Below are 13,988 nucleotides of genomic sequence, written 5' to 3'. Positions count from 1 at the left end.
TAAATTATAAGCTATTCATAAGTCTCATAATTGATATACAAAACACAATTAGGCAGTATTTCTTTCATTGTAATAACGTGTTCCAGAAGGTATTCTCTATCAATGTTTTCGGAAGAAACATACAATTCTTTTAATTTTTGAAGGTTAAATAATCCTGGTAAATCTTCTAAATGAATTTCTGTTTTTAAGATATCTAAGTATTCTAAATCGACTAATTTATTAAGATATGGTATAGATTTGTTTGTGATCTTTTCATGCTCTCTTAAAGTAAGCTCCCGTAAGTTTTTAATGTTACTAATATGTCTTACTCCTTCATCGGTTATGAGATTAAATTTAAAATAAAGCCGATGAATAGTTGGAATTCTAGATATCATTGTAAACAAAAAGTCATCATCGAGTTCGGTATCAATAGCCTTATAACCATCTATTTCTGATGGTATAGCTGCAAGATTTCCAATATCAAAGTTGCTTCTCCAGAAGTGTTTTTCTTTTCCTTTTAAATGCATGACTAAATTGATTTATGGGTTATCAATTTGAAATAACTTGATTTACAATTACTGCGTTTGTTCGTTTCACTCGGAGTATTAAAATTAATTAATAGCTGTATATACTATAAAATTAATAATAAAACATTAATTATCATTGATAAGAAAAGAATTAAAGTTGCCCAGACATAATTACTATATTTAAAGCATTATATGTAATCATGCTAACCAAATTAATCCTAATGTTTTCATAATTTGTACGTTTCTATAACCGTTTAAAAAGTTAAAAATACTTATATTTACTTTTTTGGTGATAAAACCCGATTACACAAATAGTAAATTTGAGTAGGTTAAGCCGAATAATTTTAAGCAGTCAAGATGGAACAAAATACCATATCAATAGCATCATTACCTTTAGAGGATAATCCTATACCGAATAATAAAATAATAAAAGCTGATTTATTACCCAATCCAGAATCCAGGTTAGATTCTATGGAAATGAAGGAAACACCTCTTTATGATTCTAGCATTCCGTATAGAGATTTAACGGATGTTGCTAGTAAAAAAGAAAGTATTGCCCGGCTGATAGATAAATTAGATGTTGAAAAAAATATTAGATATCAAAGAACTGTAGAAGATACTTATTGTAATGTGTACTCTTACGATTATTGTTATTTTTCTAAAGTTTATCTTCCTACGGTTTGGTGGACTGATGAAGCTCTGGAAAAAATATTGAACGGACAAGATGTGGAAGCTGTTTTTGAGCAAACGGTTGATCGTATTTATTCTAGTGCAATACACGACTGGTTTTTACAATGGGGAGCCAGTTTTGGTTGGAAAAGAATGTTTTCTGTTGATGAAATTCAGGAAAAAGTAAATGCAAATGGTGGAATCGGAATGATTTGTGCCAAAAGAAGAGAAAAAGGACTCTCTGGACATATAGTTCCTGTTGTTCCCGAAACAGATTTACATAAGGCGTATCGTGAGAATGATGTGGTAGTGTATCCGCTGCAATCACAAGCAGGAAAGCTAAATTATAATTACTTTTCTGAGGTTAGAAAAGATTGGTGGAATGATGAGTTATATTCCTCTTATGTGTTTTATTACCATGAATAAAAAAACTTTTGCACTTTATTTTTAAATCCAAAAAAAGCATATTGATTTTCAATGTGTTAACAACTTGGAAATGATAAAACAATTCACTACTTTTGCAACTTAGAAAATACTAGGAATAGCAAAAGTTGTAATTAAGCTATCCTTATGCTTAAATTATTGATATAAAAGTGATTAATAACAATAGTAATTTTATAACCTTATTATAAAATTTTAGTTTTTTTTTCAATTCATCAGTCGCTACAAGTACAAAAAATCTAAAATATATTTTCCTATATTTTTAAAAGTAAACGAAAACTTTTATAATGGAGGCAACAATGATGCTCAATCCGTTACAAGGTTTCTTGTGTCTAATTTAAACTGATTAGACTCTTGTTTGCGGATAAAAAGTATCATCTTAAAAAAAGTATTATCAACCATAAAAAAGAAAATTAGTATAAATGAAAGACAATCAGACAAAAAAATATTATTGGGGAATTGGATTAGAAAACGAAACCTATTTGCAATTTGAAGACCCCCTAATAGTTTCTGGTGAATTTATACAAGAAAAAATTGGATTTGAGAAATACAGTATTGATTATAGAAAATGCTATAAACCAGAAAGCCTGGCTCCTATTTTAAAAAAAGCTTTTGGATTAAATGAAAGCTATAAAATAAGCCGAATGATGAATAGTCATTCTCTGGAAAAACTTGATATAAACTATCAGCACAAAACATTATCACCAATAAAGCCATTAATTGATACAGAAAATGGTGAGGTGATCGCAGAACCACTTGAGAATCCTGATTATCTTGGGAAATCTATCATGGAACTTTTCCTTGAGGATCAACCGTACAATATTCAGAGTATGATTACTCAAAGAAACAAAACAATGGGTTCTGTTCATTTTGATGGTGATTCTATCGAATTTGTAACTAAATATTTTGAAAACAGAACAATAGCCGATTCGTGCAAAGAATTAAAAGCGACCAAAAAGCTATTCATTGATAAAATTAATGAATCACGTGTATTAAACGGAAAATTAAACTTTCCGGATTATAACAATGGTCTTAATATGTTTATGACCAATCAGGAAAATTTGGTTTTGTTTAATAACGGAACGTACCATTTTCATATTACTTTGCCTTCATTAACAGAAGATAGCAGAATTGTAGATTATAATGAATTTGAAAAAACACATGCCAATGCTATTTATTTGTTGCAATGGTTTGAGCCATTTTTTATAGCTACTCTTGGAAGTCCTGATATTATGGGAGTGATAAGTGATACTTATAGCATGGACAAAAAATTTACTTTGGGCTCTATGCGCAATGCAATGTCTCGTTATATAGGTGTAGGAACTTATAATAAAGCGATGCCAAAAGGTAAAATTCTGACTTATAAAGTAGATGATTTTAGAAAATTATTAAAATTTGAAAAAGAAGAAAATGTTTGGTGGCGTGATCAGGTTGAAGCTGATATGGAATATGAAATGCTTTCGGAAGTTGGTCTTGATTTTAATCAGGAAAAAATGTACCAAAGTGGTTTTGAATTCAGAAGCTTTGATGAGTTTCCAGCGCAGTACTTAAACGATGTTCTTTTTTCTATAATTTTAATTTGTGAGCATTCTTTAAACTTACCCGATGTACAATGGGGACATGATAGCAAAGCATGGAATAATCTAGTTTTTAGAACTTTAAAAACGGGTTATTTAACTGAAATTAATGAAGATGAAAAGAATGAAGTTTTAAATTTATTGCAAGTATTAAATCCTGCTGATAGTAATTATAATATGCTAAAAGCTGAATTTGATGCTATCATAATGTTAGATGAATTCTTCTTTAAAATTTTGGCTGTCTTACATGATAAATACAAAGACAATAATGTTTGCTTAGATTCTATGTACGGACAAAAAACAAACTTCCCTCCTAAATGGGATAACTTTAATAAATACCAAACAGAGAAACATTTAAAACAAATAGGTTCTTTCTGTGAGAATTAAAAATTCTTAAGAAGTTTAGAAAAAAATCATACAACGCCATAAAATTATGGTATTGTATGATTTTTTTTTTGACTCCTACTATTTTATAAGTACGCTTTTATACTTAGCTATATCTTTTAAGACAGTTCCAGTACCAATAACCACGGCTCTTAACGGATCTTCTGCAATATATACTGGTAAATCGGTTTTCTGAGATATTCTTTTATCAAGACCACGTAACATTGCGCCTCCTCCTGCCAGATATAATCCAGTATTATAAATGTCGGCAGAAAGTTCTGGTGGTGTTAATGAAAGTGTTACCATTATTGCATCTTCAATTCTTTGTATTGATTTATCTAATGCTTTTGCAATCTCTCTATAGCTGACTTTTATTTCTTTTGGTTTCCCCGTAAGTAAATCTCTTCCACGAACCAACATATCATCAGGAGCTTCTTCGAGTTCTTCCATTGCAGCGCCAACCTCGATTTTTATCATCTCTGCAGAAGCATCTCCGATATACAAATTATGTTGCGTTCTCATATAATATAAGATATCATTGGTAAAGACATCCCCTGCAATTTTAATCGATTTGTCACAAATTATTCCTCCAAGTGCAATAACTGCAATTTCGGTGGTTCCTCCTCCAATATCAACAATAAGATTTCCCTTTGGGAGCATCACATCTAAACCAATTCCGATGGCAGCAGCCATAGGCTCATGAATTAAAAATACTTCTTTCCCGTTTACCCGTTCACAGGATTCTTTTACGGCTCTCATTTCAACCTCGGTAATACCACTCGGAATACACACAACCATTCGTAATGCGGGAGTGAAAAAACTTTTCTTTAGTTCAGGTATATTTTTTATAAACCAACTAATCATTTTTTCAGAGGCATCAAAATCGGCAATAACCCCATCCTTAAGTGGTCGGATTGTTTTAATATTTTCGTGTGTCTTTCCCTGCATTAAACTGGCTTCCTTGCCTACAGCGATAATTTTTCCGTTTCTAATATCTCTGGCTACAATAGAAGGACTGTCAACAACGATTTTTCCGTTATATATTATTAAAGTATTAGCTGTTCCTAAATCCATAGCTATCTCCACCATCATAAAATCAAATAAGCCCATAATATTGTTTTGTTTAAGAACGGTTATTGTTGCGGCTTTATTTTCTGCAAAAAATAAAATTAAAATGCGGCAATTAAATATGTTTAAGGATGGAATCTAGTTAAAAGGCACTAAATCATTCTTATACTAAGGTAGAACAAAAGATATGATTATTATGATGATTTGTTTTTATTAAATTATTTAATATTTTCTTAGTGTTAATTATCAAATTTTTTGTAAGGATTGGTTTATACTCGTGATTTACAGAGTTATCTATCTGCCAATTTAAAGCATTAAGTTACATAGTGAGATTCATGAAATTAATATTACAGCAAAAAAATAACCATAATAAGAGAAGTAAGGTCATTTAAGTTTATGCCGATTAGGAGTACTTATATTCACTTATTTTTTCCTATTATGGTTAAAAGATTTTTATTGTATTCGCTAAAAATTTTAGCAATACTTAAATAAATTTCTAGCAACACTTATCATTACTTTATCTATACAGCAAAATAAATTATTTTATTGGATAGCAGTTTGCTTTTAGTGGTGAGCATGTTTATCATGATTATCGCCTGCATCTTTAGGGCCTTCAGAAACATTTACTGTAAAATCTGCTGTATGAAGTTTACCATCTATTTTAAACTGTACCCACATTCTATAAATACCCGCTTTTTTAACTTGAGTCTCTGCGTAAATTGGGAAGTTTTTATCAGATATTGGATGAATATGCAGGAAGTCTTTAGTTTCTTTAGCAACCATTACAATATGAGCGCTTGCTCCAAGATACTGTTCAATATCTTTCTCCTCTAGTTTCTTACCCCCTTTTTCTACAGTAAATTTTAGTAACTGACCTCTGTCTGTTTTTAAATCATTTCCGTTAGTTAATGTAACTGTATAATTATCAACTTTAGATACTAGTTTTTCTGTTGCCATTTTTGGTATATCCAAAGGAGTTCCTTTTACTTCAACTTCCATCATTTTGACGTTACCAGACGCACCAACTGGTTTGTAATCGGTAAACAATAAATATTTGCCTCCACCCGGGAATGTTTCGGAAACACTATAAGTACCATCCGTTTGTTCTTTTGGGTGAACGTGATCAAACCATGTTAATTCTTCGTTCATAACCAAAAGATGCATCTTCATTTCATGCACTACATCCATTGTTACATTTTTACCATCTTCGGTAACTGAGATTGATAGATTTGTTGGTTTTCCAGCCTGAATTACTTCAGGATTACTAGATAACTTAACATCAAAAACCCTATCCTTCTTTGCTGCCGATGGTTCTAATTCCATTCCGCATTTTGAACATTTTTCTCCTTTTTTCCCTGTTACTTCAGGATGCATAGGGCAAACATAATTAGTGACTTCATTAGCGTGCTGATGTATATCCATATCTGATGTGTTTTGTTTCTTTCCTGTATTATTACAAGCGGATAGCATAGCAATAGATGCCGTTCCGAGCAATAAAATTTTTAGTTTATTCATACTATTTTTAATTATTTTAAAGGCTTTATTACCTGTTACAAAGTTCTATGTTTCTTAGAATCTAATCATTACACTTTTTCTAGTTTTATTTGTGACATTTACAGATAATGGATTGCGAACAAAAAAATATCTTATAAATATTGCAACGGTTTTAACTGCTGGAGCGCAATGTATTATCATAATTCGTATCGCATGGTTGAAACCGTGCGCTATGATTAAAATAGAATTTAATAACTAAAAAGAAAGAGCCCGATATGGTATCGAGCTCTTTCCAAACTGCATAACTGTAATAATATTGACTTTTTGCTTTTAACCTCTTTTGGAATAAGATGTATTTACAATATTAAACAGATAAAGGTTCCGCTTTAAAACCTTTACTTTTAATGATAGCAACGATTTCGTCTTCTGTTGCTCCTTCTGATTGCACTGTAAGGATTTTGTCGGCATTATCAGTGTCTACATTCCATTCGCCAATACCTTGAGCATTGTCTAAATCAGATTTTACTTTTGCTACACATCCACCACAATTAAGGGTTGTTTTAAATTGAAGATTTTTATTTTCCATTTTAATTGATACTTTAATAATTATTTGATACCACAAATTTCCGTCAATAATGCCTCAATTCGTTTACAATATTCCTTATTTGATTTGTGATATTTACTGATTAAGGGAGATCTTATATCTTCTTTAAAATTTCATCTTTTGAATCCTAACAGCATTTAGTATAGCCAATAGCGCAACTCCTACATCGGCAAATACAGCTTCCCACATGGTAGCAAGTCCGCCTGCTCCGAGTATAAGTACAATGGCTTTTATAGAAAATGCCAGTATGATGTTTTGCCAAACTATTTTTTTGGTTTGTTTACCAATATTTATTGCCATTGCAATTTTTGATGGCATATCATCTTGGATTACCACATCGGCAGTTTCTATGGCAGCATCACTTCCTAGACCGCCCATTGCAATTCCTGCATCACTCAGAGCAATTACTGGAGCATCGTTTACACCATCGCCTACAAAAGCTACACTACCATTACTGGCTTTGATTTCTTTTACTTTATTCACTTTGTCTTCTGGTAGTAAATCTCCGTAAGCATTATCTATTCCTAATTGTTTGGCAACGTAATCTACAACGGCACTTTTATCACCACTAAGCATAGTGACTTTTACATTCATGCTATGTAACTTATCGATTGCTATTTTTGCATCAGCTTTAATGCTGTCTGAGATTGTGAGATAGCCTACAAATTTCCCATCGTAAGCAATAGCAATAACCGTGTACACAATGTTTGCTGTATCGGCATCATGGCTGATATTAAATTTATCAAGTAATTTAAAATTACCAACAAGCAATTCTTTTCCGTTTACCGTCGATTTTAGTCCGTGTCCGGCTATTTCTTCCGTCCCTACCAAATTGATGGTATTGTCTATCTCGCCAACATAGTCATGAATGGCAGTTGCAACCGGATGTGTGCTTTGACTTTCGAGCGCATTGACCATTTTAAGGATTTCATCTTTATCAAATTCAGATTTTATTATTACTTCCTGAACTTTAAAAACGCCTTCAGTCATTGTTCCTGTTTTATCAATTACAACATTCTGTATATTGGCAAGAATATCCAAAAAGTTAGAACCTTTAAATAATATACCATTATGACTTGCTGCTCCAATACCTCCAAAATAGCCTAAAGGAATAGAAATTACCAAGGCACAAGGACAAGAAATAACTAAGAATACTAATGCTCTATATAGCCACTCACTAAAGACATAAGTATCTACAAATATCGCTGGCAACAACGTAATTGCAATAGAAAGCAATACGATAATAGGTGTATATACTTTGGCAAACTTACGAATGAACAATTCCGTAGGTGCTTTTTGAGCAGTTGCATTCTGTACCAGCTCCAATATTTTACTAAGTTTACTATCCGAATATGCTGTGGTTACTCTTACTAAACTTATAGTACTACCGTTTATCATACCTGCCAATACAGTTTCGCCTTTAGATTTCGTGTCGGGTTTACTTTCTCCCGTAAGGGCGGCAGTGTTAAATGAGGCACTTTCCGAAACCAGTTCGCCGTCTAGCCCTAATTTTTCTCCTGGTTTTAGCTGAATGAGATCTCCTATTTTTGCATCTTCAGCTTTTATAATAACCGTTTTGTTATCTCTCAGTATGGTAACTTCATCTGGGCGTTGATCCAGTAGTGATTTTATATTTCCTTTGGCACGAGATACAGCAAGTGTTTGGAACACCTCACCTACTGCATAAAATAACATAACAGCTACAGCTTCTGGATATTCGCCTATGGCAAAAGCACCAACTGTAGCAATAACCATAAGAAAGAATTCTGAAAAGAAATCTTTGTAGCGTATACTCTCAATCGCTTCTTTTATAACTGGTAACCCAACAGGAATATAAGCTATGATATACCATGCTAATCTTATCCAGCACGTAAACCAAGTTTGTGGAAAGTAATTATCGAAGCCTATCGCAATTAACAATAAAGAGAGAGAGATAATAGCAGGCAAAAATAACTGAAATGCTGTTTTATCTTCGAGGTCGTGGCTATGATCATGATCGTGTCCGTGACTATGGTCATGCGCATGATTATGATCTTTTTTAGTAGTATCGCACTGATGTGGGTGCACCTCTTTTTTTTGAGGTTTTACATGATTATCTGTAGTGCAGCATTGCTTTGACATATCTAATAGTTTTTAATTCTATGGCAAAGTTATCAGTCTGTTTTGGGAACTTGGTTGCAATTGTCGAAATGATAAAATTGTGTTTAAGCTTTACGGTTTTAAATCTTTACAAGATTAATCCCGATACCGCAGAAATTCTTTCTGTGCCCACAAACATTGTATATCCACGCGGTTGCATTTCTAGCCCTGATAGAAGGGAAAATCCTTTTTTATTGTTTTTCTCAATAAAAAAGATTTGGAATGATAGCAGGAAATAGCTCCTAAAAAATCTTTATAAAATAAATTATTTCCTGATTGTAGGGCAATTAAAGGCTTGAAATAAAGGATTTTCTAATGATATAAATACTAGTTTATTCTTGAGAAAATCTAAAAGAATTTGGAGCAATTTTCGCAAATTCCTTTCATTACAAAATTGACGCTTTCTAATAAAAACTTTTCAGGAAGCTGAATTGGTGGTATAGAAATACTTTCGAGACAATAGGTATTATGGCAACGGTTACAATTAAAATGAACGTGTAATTCTCCAACTGTACACATACAGGTTTCGTTACAAATTGAATATTTCATTGATCCAGAACCGTCGTCAATGTTATGAATAAGTAAGTTTTCATGAAACAAAGTCAAGGTTCTAAAAATGGTCGATTTATTCACGGTTTCTAATTCCGTTTCCAGATCAGTCAGGCTAAAAGTTTTTTTAAATTCAGTCATTGTTTTAAATATTAATAACCGTATTGATGTTGGCTTTATATTCCTGTTTAATAATCTTTTTTCTAAGCTTTCCATTTTTATACTTTATTTAGGCTTCTATTACAAATTTAAGAAAATAGCGAACGTTACAAATATTCCTATAACTAAAAAATCTATGTTTCTATGTGTTAAAAATAATTGTACTCAACACTTACAAATAATGTATATAACCAATTTCTGGTAAGTACATACAATTATCGCAAGTGTCATATTCGATAGTTGCTTTAGCCGGTTGTTCAAAATTGGCCTTTAAAAATGCATCTGAGAACAAAGCATACGGCGGAAATTTGGCAATATGATTTTTAAGCATTTTGTGAGCTTCTACAACAGGCGTTCCATAAAGTTTCTCAAATCTGCCAATTTTATATTTGGTAAATGTACCATAATGCACAATGATTTTTAGGGATAAAGGAATTTCCATTGAAAGCTGTAATGATAGTCTGGTTATTTCTTTTTTGAAGTTGTTGTACATTACTTCAATTTGAGTTAATGTAGTGCCAAACGACGGTATTTTGTGGTATTTGTAAAATAATATGGCATCACCTTCAATTTCCGAAACTTCTAAGGATAATGTGTTGCTGTCTATTATTGATTTTAGCAGACTTTCGGTTATGTATTTACCGATAAACATATTGGTATTTATTACAAAATCTGTAAAACCAGATATGTCTGGAATCATCACCATTCCTATTTTATATTGTGCAGTATCATTTTTCATAATTTGGATTACAGCTGGCTGATTACTATTATTAATTACCAACTGTATATCCCGCCTTTTTAATAGCTTCTATAAGATTTTCTGCAGCATCATTGTCTTCTACAGAAGCGGCTAGTTTTCCAGCTTCTATTTTTTGAATTTGAATGCCATCTATATCTTTGATAACAGTATTTACTCTAGCCTGACAATGTTCACTTTTCATATCAGGTATATTTAATATTATATTTTCCATTTTGCTTTATTTTATTATACAAATTTCAGAATTATACAGCTGTTTTTGATGGTGTAATTCCTTGTTTGATTTATAATATTTACTGATTGATTGAAAGAAGGTTCTGATCCCGAAGTTTCGGGACTGAGAGGCAAAGGTGCAAAGGTTTTTCTGTAGAAACGCAACCGCAGTGTGTCTTAAAGAATGTGTTTATGAAGGTTCTGAGGTTCTGAGAGGCAAAGGTGCAAAGGTTTTCCTGTAGAGACGCACCGCAGTGCGTCTTAAAGAATGTGTTTATAAAGATTCTGAGAGGCAAAGGTTCAAAGGTTTTCCTGTAGAGACGCACCGTAGTGTGTCTTAAAGAATGTGTTTATGAAGGTTCTGAGAGGCAAAGGTTCAAAGGTTATCCTGTAGAGACGCACCGCAGTGTGTCTTAAAGAATGTGTTTATAAAGGTTCTGAGAAGCAAAGGTGCAGGGTTTCTTGCGTACCGCAGATTTATAGAAAATTATTTTCAAAAAAAAGACCCCATTATTAATCAACTTCCAAACTATTAAAGAAGAGGATTAAAAATGAGGTCAAAAAAATGGTTTGTTTTAAGAATTTATAAAGCTCGTTTTTTGAATAGCATTTATTGTTTAAGCGTTTTTATAGAAAAAGCTGCTATAATTGCGGCAATGGCACATATAACGGCTGCAGAGAAAAAAGCCGTCTGGAAACCTGCATTTAATGCCGCAATATCAGTTTCACCCATTGCTTTAAGAGTATTCGTTTTTGCTGCTGAAATAGCTACAACAATACCGAGTCCTAAAGCCGAACCTACTTGATAACTTGTATTAACCAAGCCAGAAGCAAGTCCCATTTCTTCGGGTTTAGCGCCAGACATTGAAGCGATAGTTCCTGGAATATAGGCTAATGACATACCAAGCGCTCCTAATAAAGATGCGGGCAAGACATTGATTAAGAATGTTCCGTCAGGCGGAATGGTACTAAACAGAAGAAGTGATCCTGTAAGAGCTATTAATCCAGCAATTAGATTTGCTTTAAAACCAAACTTAGCAACCAATTTTCCTGTAACGCCAACCATTAAAAACATGATAGCAATTGTCATTGGTAATAAGGCAAGTCCGCTATTAAAAGCCGAGTAATTAAGGGTTTGTTGCAAATAAAGATTCAGAAAAAACCATAACGGAATCCATCCTGCAGCCATTAAAGCCATTACTAGATTACCTCCTGAAAGATTAGGAACTTTAAAAATACTCATTGGCACTAATGGTTCTTTTTTCTGTTTCTGAACAATAAAGAAAATAAGAAATAATAGCAATGAAAGACCTAGTAATCCAATGGTTTGTAGTGACTTCCACCCTGCTCCTTCTCCTGAAACAATGGCATACACCATTAATACTAATGCTGTCGTGGCTAGAATTGCACCTGCAACATCTACTTTTCCTTTGCGGGTAACACCTGCAAATAATAAGCTTTTGCTATATGCCAAGACTATAAGTCCTACGGGAATATTAATTAGGAATATCCAATGCCAAGAAAGCCATTCGGTAATTGCTCCACCAAGGAATACTCCTGCTGAACCTCCCGCAGCGGCTGATGCTCCCCAAAAACCTAGTGCTTTATTGAGTTCTTTTGGGTCGGTAAATTTAGATAGTACTAAAGTAAGTGCTGCTGGAGCAATAAGTGCCGAACCTAAGCCTTGTAAAGCCCTTCCTGTATTTAGTGCTGCTTCTGACCAAGCTACACCAGCCAAAAGTGATGCAGCAGAAAGGATAATGAATCCCCACATAAAAATTTTACGTGCACCAAACAAATCGGATAAACGCCCACCAAGAAGCAAAAAGCCTCCGAATAGGATAACGTATGCGTTAAAAATCCATTGTAAACCGCTTTGCGAATACCCAAGGTCGGCTTTTATTGCGGGCAGGGCTACCCCAATAATTGAGGTGTCCATAATTACTATAAATTGTGCGGTACAAAGTAGGAATAGTGCCGACCATCGTTTGCTATATGGTACAGGTTTGTCTATTGGTTGTTTATTATTTTTAGTCATATTTTTTATTTAATTGTTTTTGGTTAGTAATTATAGACTTAAGAGTCCGAGAGCTTGTTGTAGCTCTACATGTAGCATTCGGAGGTTATATACTGCGTTTAGGTAGTTTATTTTGGCTTGTGTTAATGCTAGTTCTGCATCTGTAAGTTCTAGCCTTGATCCTAAGCTATTTTTAAAACGATCATCTATCATTCGGTAGTTTAATTCTGCCGACTTTACCGTTGTTTCCTGTATGTCTAATTGCGTTACGGATTCTTTCCATTTGCTTATAATCGTAGCTAGTTCGGTTTTAACTTCATCTTTTAAATCGTTTAGCAATATATCTTCTTGCTGCGTTTTAATTTTGGCTTGATTAATCTGAGATTTAGTACGATTACCATTAAAAATGGGTACGCTAAGTTGTATGCCTAAGAAAGAGGTTCTTGGCCAGGCATATTCATTAAATTCCATATCATCAGCTTGTGCTTGTATCTGATATTGTCCTATTAATGCCAACTTTGGTAATAATTCTGACTGAGCTGCCTTTAATTTCTTTTGCTGAAGCTCAATGGTTAGTTTTTGGATATTCAAATCTTTCCTGTTTTTATCAGCAATTATTAATGCTTCATCAACTTGGTAAAATTCGCCTTGGCTTACTTTTATGTTATATTCAAGGTCGTCTGTTAGTTCGATTTCTCCCGAATCTTCCAATCCGATGAGTCTTTTTAATTCAATGCTCGATACCTCTATATTGTTTTTTAAATAAGAGACAGATGATTTTAAATTGGCTACAGCAATAAAGCTTCTTAGCGTATCTGATTTTAATCCTCTGCCTTGTGCAAATAGCGATTTTGAATCTAGAAGTGCTTTAATATTACGTTGATGGCTTTGTTCAAGTAATCCTAGTTGTCGGTTCATCATCAATATGTTAAGATATCGACTAGAAACCTGAAGTGCTACTCTGCTTTTTAAATCGGCAGTTTTTTCGTCCTGTATTTTCTCGTTGATTTTCGAGGCTTTTGTAAGCTGATGTGTGGCTGGCGCAAAGATGGGTTGGTACAACGATACGTACGCATTATAGGTATTTCTTCCGCCAACTGCAAAGTCTTGCACAGCTTTATCTGTGCCTACAAATGAACCTGGGAGAAATATAACCTGCTTGTCAAAATAATGAGAATAGCCTGCGTTTGCCGAAATACTAGGCAGCAAACCTCCTTTTGTTTCTCGGGTTATTTCTTTGGCATTTATTTCTTCTAAGATTTGAACCTGTAGTGCTTTGTTTCCTTGTTTTGCCATTTCTAATGCATCTGTGAGAGTCAGCTTTTTTTTCTGTGCATGCACTGCATTAGCGCTGCTAAGCAATAGCAGCGCTGTAACTATGTGTAAGATATTTGTTTTCATTTTATCTTCT

12 protein-coding genes are annotated in these 13,988 nt (G+C 33.3%); 2 read left to right on the top strand and 10 right to left on the bottom strand.

The features are described from left to right. Positions 1-11: 11 nt before the first annotated feature. Positions 12-506, bottom strand: coding sequence for a hypothetical protein (locus ACJ6WR_RS22690; protein ID WP_409416602.1), 495 nt, complete (start codon positions 504-506; stop codon positions 12-14). 357 nt (positions 507-863) lie between these two features. Between ACJ6WR_RS22690 and ACJ6WR_RS22685 the strand changes: the two genes are divergently transcribed. Beyond that, positions 864-1,601: a hypothetical protein gene (locus tag ACJ6WR_RS22685; RefSeq protein WP_409416601.1), complete on the top strand. Its 738-nt coding sequence runs from the start codon at positions 864-866 to the stop codon at positions 1,599-1,601. Between the two features lie 437 nt (positions 1,602-2,038). Next, entirely contained in the window at positions 2,039-3,580 is a 1,542-nt protein-coding gene (locus tag ACJ6WR_RS22680; RefSeq protein ID WP_409416600.1) for a hypothetical protein, read from the top strand. Between the two features lie 78 nt (positions 3,581-3,658). On the opposite strand, the gene ACJ6WR_RS22675 is transcribed toward ACJ6WR_RS22680, so the two are convergent. The 9 genes from ACJ6WR_RS22675 to ACJ6WR_RS22635 all read right to left on the bottom strand — a co-directional run bounded on the left by ACJ6WR_RS22675 (position 3,659) and on the right by ACJ6WR_RS22635 (position 13,978). Next, positions 3,659-4,687, bottom strand: coding sequence for a rod shape-determining protein (locus ACJ6WR_RS22675; protein WP_039112085.1), 1,029 nt, complete (start codon positions 4,685-4,687; stop codon positions 3,659-3,661). 522 nt (positions 4,688-5,209) lie between these two features. Then, positions 5,210-6,160, bottom strand: coding sequence for a heavy metal-binding domain-containing protein (locus tag ACJ6WR_RS22670; protein ID WP_409416599.1), 951 nt, complete (start codon positions 6,158-6,160; stop codon positions 5,210-5,212). Positions 6,161-6,503: 343 nt separating this feature from the next. Then, complete coding sequence (locus ACJ6WR_RS22665; RefSeq protein ID WP_039112086.1) at positions 6,504-6,725, bottom strand: heavy-metal-associated domain-containing protein; 222 nt, start codon at positions 6,723-6,725, stop codon at positions 6,504-6,506. A gap of 123 nt (positions 6,726-6,848) precedes the next feature. Then, positions 6,849-8,864, bottom strand: a complete 2,016-nt coding sequence (locus ACJ6WR_RS22660; protein WP_409416598.1) for a heavy metal translocating P-type ATPase — start codon at positions 8,862-8,864, stop codon at positions 6,849-6,851. A gap of 366 nt (positions 8,865-9,230) precedes the next feature. Further along, the gene (locus ACJ6WR_RS22655; protein WP_082001773.1) at positions 9,231-9,647 is read right to left on the bottom strand and encodes a Fur family transcriptional regulator; all 417 of its coding nucleotides are present in this window, start codon (positions 9,645-9,647) and stop codon (positions 9,231-9,233) included. 115 nt (positions 9,648-9,762) lie between these two features. Continuing rightward, positions 9,763-10,329, bottom strand: a complete 567-nt coding sequence (locus ACJ6WR_RS22650; RefSeq protein WP_409416597.1) for a DUF2652 domain-containing protein — start codon at positions 10,327-10,329, stop codon at positions 9,763-9,765. 31 nt (positions 10,330-10,360) lie between these two features. Beyond that, on the bottom strand, positions 10,361-10,561 hold the full coding sequence (locus ACJ6WR_RS22645) for a heavy-metal-associated domain-containing protein (RefSeq protein ID WP_409416596.1): 201 nt from the start codon (positions 10,559-10,561) through the stop codon (positions 10,361-10,363). 609 nt (positions 10,562-11,170) lie between these two features. Next, positions 11,171-12,598 carry an MFS transporter gene (locus tag ACJ6WR_RS22640; RefSeq protein WP_409416595.1) on the bottom strand — a complete coding sequence of 476 codons (1,428 nt, stop codon included), beginning with the start codon at positions 12,596-12,598 and terminating at the stop codon, positions 11,171-11,173. Between the two features lie 30 nt (positions 12,599-12,628). Next, a complete protein-coding gene (locus ACJ6WR_RS22635) occupies positions 12,629-13,978 on the bottom strand; it encodes a TolC family protein (protein ID WP_409416594.1) in 1,350 nt (449 codons plus the stop codon). Between the last annotated feature and the right edge of the window lie 10 nt (positions 13,979-13,988).

It is taken from the genome of Flavobacterium sp. PS2 (assembly GCF_046250155.1).
GTDB lineage: Bacteria > Bacteroidota > Bacteroidia > Flavobacteriales > Flavobacteriaceae > Flavobacterium.
Note: the sequence above shows the minus strand (reverse complement) of the source record. Positions and strands in the feature narration are given on the sequence as shown.

What these genes read in the sequence shown, in the direction of transcription:
- ACJ6WR_RS22650 (WP_409416597.1), bottom strand. Translation starts at nt 10,329, where the DNA reads ATGAAAAATGATACTGCACAATATAAAATAGGAATGGTGATGATTCCA.
- ACJ6WR_RS22685 (WP_409416601.1), top strand. Translation starts at nt 864, where the DNA reads ATGGAACAAAATACCATATCAATAGCATCATTACCTTTAGAGGATAAT.
- ACJ6WR_RS22690 (WP_409416602.1), bottom strand. Translation starts at nt 506, where the DNA reads ATGCATTTAAAAGGAAAAGAAAAACACTTCTGGAGAAGCAACTTTGAT.
- ACJ6WR_RS22660 (WP_409416598.1), bottom strand. Translation starts at nt 8,864, where the DNA reads ATGTCAAAGCAATGCTGCACTACAGATAATCATGTAAAACCTCAAAAA.
- ACJ6WR_RS22680 (WP_409416600.1), top strand. Translation starts at nt 2,039, where the DNA reads ATGAAAGACAATCAGACAAAAAAATATTATTGGGGAATTGGATTAGAA.
- ACJ6WR_RS22645 (WP_409416596.1), bottom strand. Translation starts at nt 10,561, where the DNA reads ATGGAAAATATAATATTAAATATACCTGATATGAAAAGTGAACATTGT.
- ACJ6WR_RS22640 (WP_409416595.1), bottom strand. Translation starts at nt 12,598, where the DNA reads ATGACTAAAAATAATAAACAACCAATAGACAAACCTGTACCATATAGC.
- ACJ6WR_RS22670 (WP_409416599.1), bottom strand. Translation starts at nt 6,160, where the DNA reads ATGAATAAACTAAAAATTTTATTGCTCGGAACGGCATCTATTGCTATG.
- ACJ6WR_RS22665 (WP_039112086.1), bottom strand. Translation starts at nt 6,725, where the DNA reads ATGGAAAATAAAAATCTTCAATTTAAAACAACCCTTAATTGTGGTGGA.
- ACJ6WR_RS22655 (WP_082001773.1), bottom strand. Translation starts at nt 9,647, where the DNA reads ATGGAAAGCTTAGAAAAAAGATTATTAAACAGGAATATAAAGCCAACA.
- ACJ6WR_RS22635 (WP_409416594.1), bottom strand. Translation starts at nt 13,978, where the DNA reads ATGAAAACAAATATCTTACACATAGTTACAGCGCTGCTATTGCTTAGC.
- ACJ6WR_RS22675 (WP_039112085.1), bottom strand. Translation starts at nt 4,687, where the DNA reads ATGGGCTTATTTGATTTTATGATGGTGGAGATAGCTATGGATTTAGGA.